The organism is Lacticaseibacillus salsurae (genome assembly GCF_045862175.1).
GTDB classification, from domain to species: Bacteria; Bacillota; Bacilli; order Lactobacillales; family Lactobacillaceae; genus Lacticaseibacillus; species Lacticaseibacillus salsurae.
This window is the reverse complement of the sequence record NZ_BAAFZI010000018.1, coordinates 36,490-42,489: the sequence shown is the minus strand read 5'-3', so window position 1 is coordinate 42,489 and position 6,000 is coordinate 36,490. Positions and strand designations below refer to the sequence as shown.

At 48.8% G+C, this 6,000-nt stretch carries 3 protein-coding genes; all 3 read right to left on the bottom strand.

All coding sequences use genetic code 11. The features are described from left to right. Positions 1 to 75: 75 nt before the first annotated feature. Positions 76 to 2,634 (bottom strand): GW dipeptide domain-containing protein, encoded by a 2,559-nt coding sequence (locus tag ACKTSG_RS07155; RefSeq protein WP_407893342.1) that lies wholly within the window; start codon positions 2,632 to 2,634, stop codon positions 76 to 78. A gap of 234 nt (positions 2,635 to 2,868) precedes the next feature. Beyond that, entirely contained in the window at positions 2,869 to 4,440 is a 1,572-nt protein-coding gene (rny, locus tag ACKTSG_RS07150; protein WP_407893340.1) for a ribonuclease Y, read from the bottom strand. A gap of 256 nt (positions 4,441 to 4,696) precedes the next feature. Further along, complete coding sequence (locus tag ACKTSG_RS07145) at positions 4,697 to 5,938, bottom strand: competence/damage-inducible protein A (RefSeq protein ID WP_407893338.1); 1,242 nt, start codon at positions 5,936 to 5,938, stop codon at positions 4,697 to 4,699. Positions 5,939 to 6,000: the final 62 nt, after the last annotated feature.

Genomic DNA, 6,000 nt, shown 5'->3' with positions numbered 1-6,000 from the left:
TGCATCAAGACGATACCTCTTTCATTAATTGTGTAGGAACTTTAATGATAACAGGTCGTATCGACTTGGTGTTTTTTATTTTGTCTGAGTGCTAACGATAGTGGCTAACTTGATTGTAAAACGCGGGACTTTCTTGAGCCCTTTGACATCGATCCATTTGACCGTACCATTAGGCAAGGTGACCTTGGCATAGGTGCCTTGTGAGGTCACCGCAGTCGCTTTGACCTGCACACCGCGTCCGGCATATGCCAACGCATTCGTATTTGGAAAAATGCTATCTGCGTCACTATTATAAGGATGATCATATAAGCCATCACTGCGCCCAGTTTGCACGATCTGAGCCGTATAGTCGACGGTCTTTTGATCCTTGACGGTTTCAAGTTGCTTCAACTTAATCCCGCGAGCATCGATCCACAGTTCACGGCCATTCTTCAACTTAATTTCGTAAAAATGATTGCCGCTGGTCGCACTGCGATCAGTTGTGGCTTCTTTAATGACTTGGACGGTTTGGCCCGCGTAACTCTTCGCATTATGATTTTCCGTGATCGTCAGCACATCGGTATTCCAAGGCGCTGAATACAAGCCATCTTGGCGACCTGATTGATCGATCGTGCCAGCCAAATCTAGTGTTTTTGTGCTGGTGATTGTGTTGAGGGCAACGCGGCTAACGCCTCGGGCATCGATCCAACTCGTGGTTCCATCATTAAAGCGAATTTCATAAAAAAGATTGCCTAAGGATGCTGCCCGTTGCGTCGTGGCCTGCTCAATCACCGTAACGGCTTGCCCATTGTGTTGCTTGGCGTTTGAGTTTTGAACGGATGAAGCAAAGCTAGTATTGTATGGCGCTGAATACAAGCCGTCTGAGCGCCCAGCTTGATTGATCCTTGCGACAAACGATAAACTCTTGGTTTCGGTAATGTGATCATAAATATCATCGTTGAGCCCTTTTTTATCGATCCATTCATAGGCCCCATTACTCAACTTAATTTGACAATATGTCCCTGTCGGCGTCGTCACCTCAGCGCTGACTGGTACAATTTGCTTATTATAGTTACGGGCATTGGAATTTTGAAAAATATTAGTGATCGAGGTTTTGTAAGGTCCATCTGGATACAGGCCATCATTGCGATTGGTTTGATCGATTCGGGCCTTATAGTTAACTGAGTGTTTGTTGCTTTGTGAGTAAAAGCTCCCCAGTTTTACCGCGCGTTGATCCGTCCAGTAGGTTTTACCATTCACAAATCGAATCTTATAAAAGGTATTGCCAGCACTGGCACTACGAGACGTTGTCGCCTGTTCTAACACTTGAACGGTTTGGCCGTTGAAGGCCTTGCCATTGGAATTAGACTTGGCTGTCGCTGCGTTTGTGTTATACGGGGCGGAATAAAAACCATCAGCACGATTGGTCTGGTTGATCGTGCCAGGTAAGTTGATGTTCTTCGTACTGGTGATGGTATCGTAAGTGGTTTTGACACTACCGCTTAACAAGCCATCGTAATCATGTGAGGCATCGATCGCGTTACCTTGATAACCAGAAAGATAGGCTGTCGATGAAAATTGCCAGGCGCCGTAACCAGTGTTCCACAAATCATTCTTAGATGGTGTGTAAGGATACTGGGCGTACCAGGTTTTTGAAGCACCAACCGTACCTGATGTATTTGCCGCATAAGTACTTCCAAATAAGCCCCCCGTATAAACACCATGATTGGTATAGCCACCAGCATTCATGGCTGTCCAATAGGCATTTAAATTCGTTGATACAGTGCTGGTATTGGTAGAGTTGTCTTCCATATCAGCAAATACCAAAGTTGATGTGGGTAGACCTAATGTTTTCAAGGTACTGATTGTTTGCTTAGCTTCAGCTGCAGCAGAGCTAGTATCGCTAAACGTGGCAAAATGATAAATGGCGACGTTTAATCCAGCAGCTTTGGCATATTTGATTTGCGTCGCCGCATATGGATTGGAATAATCAGTTCCTTGCGAAATTTTAACGATCACGGTTTTAACGCCAGCGACTTTTAGCTGATTGTAATTTGCCTGCGTCATCCAGCTTTGATAGGAAGCCACATCGACGGCGTCTACACTTGGAACCGAGGTATCTTGGCCAATTGCAAACGATTTGACCGTTGGTGCCGTGTCAGAAACCATGATGATCTGCTGACTGCGCCCGGTTTTAGCTTGATCTGCTGCGGCAAGTTGTTTGGCAATCGTCAGCCATTTTGCTGAAGTTGCTTCATCTAAACCTGCTGGCGCCCGTAAAATATGTTTGGTACTGGTCGAGCCAGTTTCATTGGTTAATGCCGCTAACGCCTGGGTATTGATAATCGCGCCCATTGAACGATTTCCCGCTGACTCAGCACTGGAATTGTCGTGTTGATTGGTTAACTGAAAAGCGGCTTCTGCAATCGTCCCTGCAGCTTGTGCCTGCGTCGTCACATTAGTCGTCGGTGTGCTCGACTTCAACGTGACGCTTGATTGCGTATTGCTCGATGCTTGGGCATCTGCTTGCGTGGACGCACTGCTTTGATTGGTATCGGCATGCACTTGCTCGGTTAATGCGTGATTCGCTAAAATTAAAACCGAAAATAGTCCCACGATGCCCAGCACTGGCCGCTGTGCTGAAATTTTTGTCATCTGATTCACCCCATTGAATGTTGACTGGTCAATGTCATTTTTCAAAAATAACGTAAAATTTATTTAAGATAGTGTTAAGTATAGGATAAATCTTGCCAGGACTAAAGAATTTTGGCCAACTGTTGTTGAACGGTAACATTTCATACTTGTCAAAGTCATTTATCGTAAATTGCCTGTCACTCAAAATTAAGCCACAAAAATACGCCCACCATCCCTAGCAGGCGCATCTCTTGATTATTTGGCATACTCCACCGTCCGCTTTTCGCGAATGACGGTGACTTTGATATGCCCTGGATATTCCAGTTCTTTTTCGATTTGGTTGCGAATGTCGCGCGCCAATACCACGGATTGCTCGTCTGACAATTTGTCAGGTTGCACGATCACGCGGACTTCGCGGCCGGCTTGGATCGCAAAGGAGTGATCGACACCTGGATAGGAGTTGGCGATCGCTTCCAGCTTTTCAAGGCGGTGTAAGTAGTTCTCCAGCGATTCGCTACGCGCGCCTGGACGCGCCGCAGAAATCGCGTCAGCTGCAGCCACTAACACGGAGATCACACTAGTTGCCGGGACGTCCCCGTGGTGTGAGGCGATCGCGTTGATGACCGTCGCTGGTTCTTTGTACTTCGTCGCCAGCTCCACGCCAATTTCAACGTGCGAGCCGTCGACTTCATGATCTAGTGCTTTGCCGATATCATGCAATAATCCGGCGCGTTTCGCCATGGTGACATCAACACCGAGCTCGGCTGCCATTACCCCGGCAAGTTTTGCCACTTGAATGGAGTGATCGAGCACATTTTGGCCATAAGAAGTCCTGAAGTGTAAGCGGCCCAAGACTTTGATCAAGTCTGGGTGCATGTTGTGGATCCCGATATCAAAAATGGCTTGCTCACCAAATTCACGGATACGATCATCCATTTCTTTGCGAGCTTTATCCACCATTTCTTCAATGCGAGCCGGATGGATCCGGCCATCTTGGATCAACTTTTCCAAAGCCATGCGCGCAATTTCACGGCGGATCGGATCAAAACCAGACAACACCACAGCTTCTGGTGTGTCGTCGATGATCAAATCGATCCCTGTGAGCGTTTCCAACGTGCGAATGTTACGGCCTTCACGCCCGATGATGCGACCTTTCATGTCATCGTTTGGTAAGTTCACCACGGTGACAGTGGATTCGGCCACCACATCAGAAGCCGAACGCTGGATCGCTTGGGCGATCAGCATTTTGGCTTGTTTGTCGGCTGTGTCTTTGGCTTCGGTTTCACTTTCTTTGATCAGCTTCGCTCGCTCATGGGCAAGTTCAGCTTTGGTATCAGTCAGGATACGGTCGCGGGCTTGGCTTTTGGTCAATTCCGCGACTTGTTCTAAGGTCTTTTGTTGTTCGGCAATGATGGCAGCAATACTAGCTTCACGTTCATCTAGTTGTTGCTGCTTGGCATTTAGATTGGCATCTCGATCAGACAGGCTTTGTTCTTTACGATCCAGCGTGTCGTCGCGATGATCCAGCGTCGCTTCCCGGGAAACGTTACGGTTCTCCGCTTTTTGCACTTCATTGCGGCGATCTTGTAACTCTTGCTCCACTTGGCTGCGATACGTGTGGGCTTGATCTTTGGCTTCGATCAAGGTCTCTTTTTTAAGCGTGGATGCTTCTTTTTTAGCGGCCTCAATTATCCCTTGTGCGCTGTCATGCGCCAGATCTAAGCTTTGTTGATGCTTGCGATTCTGGATAATGGTCCCAATCCAAACCCCGATCGCTAAGGCGATGATCGCGACGAGGATAATTGCGGCCCAAATTCCTGAGCTCATCTGTTCACCTCCGCATCATCATAGCGATGGTTCTAATAGAACGTTCACTGATGCTATTTTATAGAATTAGTTAATACTATTCGATTGTAGCGAACCCACGCCTGCAAGTCAATCACGGCTTCAAGCGCGACAAGCGGCAACGCTTGCATCAAAACGCTTAACCGCCGCATTTTCTCCGCCAAAAAGCTTGATTTGTCGCTGTTCTCCAGCAAAAAAAGCCCGCATTTGCTGCGCGCTTTTGACGCAATGGTTCAAATTACTTGCTTAAGGCTTGATAGATCGCAAATAAGCCGGCTTTCACTGCGCGGCCGCGTACATCGGCGCGTGCGCCAGGAAAATGATACAGCGTGGCGGTCGTCTTCTTGCCAGCTTGCGCTAAGCCGATCCACACCGTGCCAGCTTCTTGGCCTGCATCTGGGCCTGGGCCAGCCACGCCAGTAAAGGCGATCGCCAAGTCAGCTTCAGCCTTGGCGCGCGCGCCATCGGCCATCGCGATCGCCGTGGCTTCACTCACCGCGCCGTCAGCGTTGATCTTGGCTTCATCCAAACCTAAAAACTGGGCTTTGGTGTGATTGCTGTAAGTGACGAATCCGCCTTTGAACCACTCAGAAACGCCAGGCACGTCACCTAACGCGGATTGAAAAGCCCCAGCAGTCAAGCTTTCTGCAGCAGTCACCGTCAAATGATGCGCCGCTAACGCCTGCACGGCTACTTTTGCCAAGGAGTTGTCATCGCCGAAACCATAGAAATACTGCCCGACACGATCCAGCACGGCTTGTTGCATCGGCGCGATCAGCGCTTGGGCAGCTTCAGTGGTTTTGGCTTTGGCAGTGATCCGCAACGTCACTTCCCAATCTTTGATGTAAGGGGCAATGGTGGGATTGGTTTGATTGGCGATCAGATCTTGGAGTTCTGTGACCAGTGCTGACTCCCCGATCCCAAAAAAGCGCAAGACTTTGCTTTGAAGCACTGAGTCGCCGCCTAGCACCTTGAGCAAATATGGCACCAGTTGATCTAATACCATCGGCTTGAATTCTTTTGGCGGGCCAGGGAGCAAAATGTAGCGATGCGTTGGTGCTTCATACACTGCCCCAACCGCTAACCCCACGTGATTGGCTAACACATGCGCGCCAGCAGGATACTGGGCTTGTACCCAGTTGTTAGCCGTCATGGTGTGACGTTGTTGCTCAGCGTAATGGGCTAGCTTGTCATGCGCTGGTTGGTCGGTAGCCAGTTCAACGCCTAAGTGCTTGGCCAACACTTGTTTGGACAAATCGTCTTTCGTCGGGCCCAAGCCCCCTAGTAACACCACAACGTCTGCGCGCGAATCCGCCAGTTGCAATGCCGCTTCCATGCGCTGCGGGTTGTCGCCAACGACTTGTTGATTCAAGCTATCGATGCCCAGATCGGCGAATTGCTTGGCCAAAAAACTCGCATTGGAATTGACGATTTGGCCTAATAGAATTTCGGTACCAACTGCAATGATCTCTGCTTGCATGTGCTTACCACCTTTTTAAATTTGAAAATGTGTTGGGCAAATTTCTTTAAGTGGCACAAACG

Bases quoted from the DNA above. Each gene is read 5' to 3' on its own strand.
- ACKTSG_RS07155 (WP_407893342.1), bottom strand. From the start codon at position 2,634: ATGACAAAAATTTCAGCACAGCGGCCAGTGCTGGGCATCGTGGGACTA.
- rny (WP_407893340.1), bottom strand. From the start codon at position 4,440: ATGAGCTCAGGAATTTGGGCCGCAATTATCCTCGTCGCGATCATCGCC.
- ACKTSG_RS07145 (WP_407893338.1), bottom strand. From the start codon at position 5,938: ATGCAAGCAGAGATCATTGCAGTTGGTACCGAAATTCTATTAGGCCAA.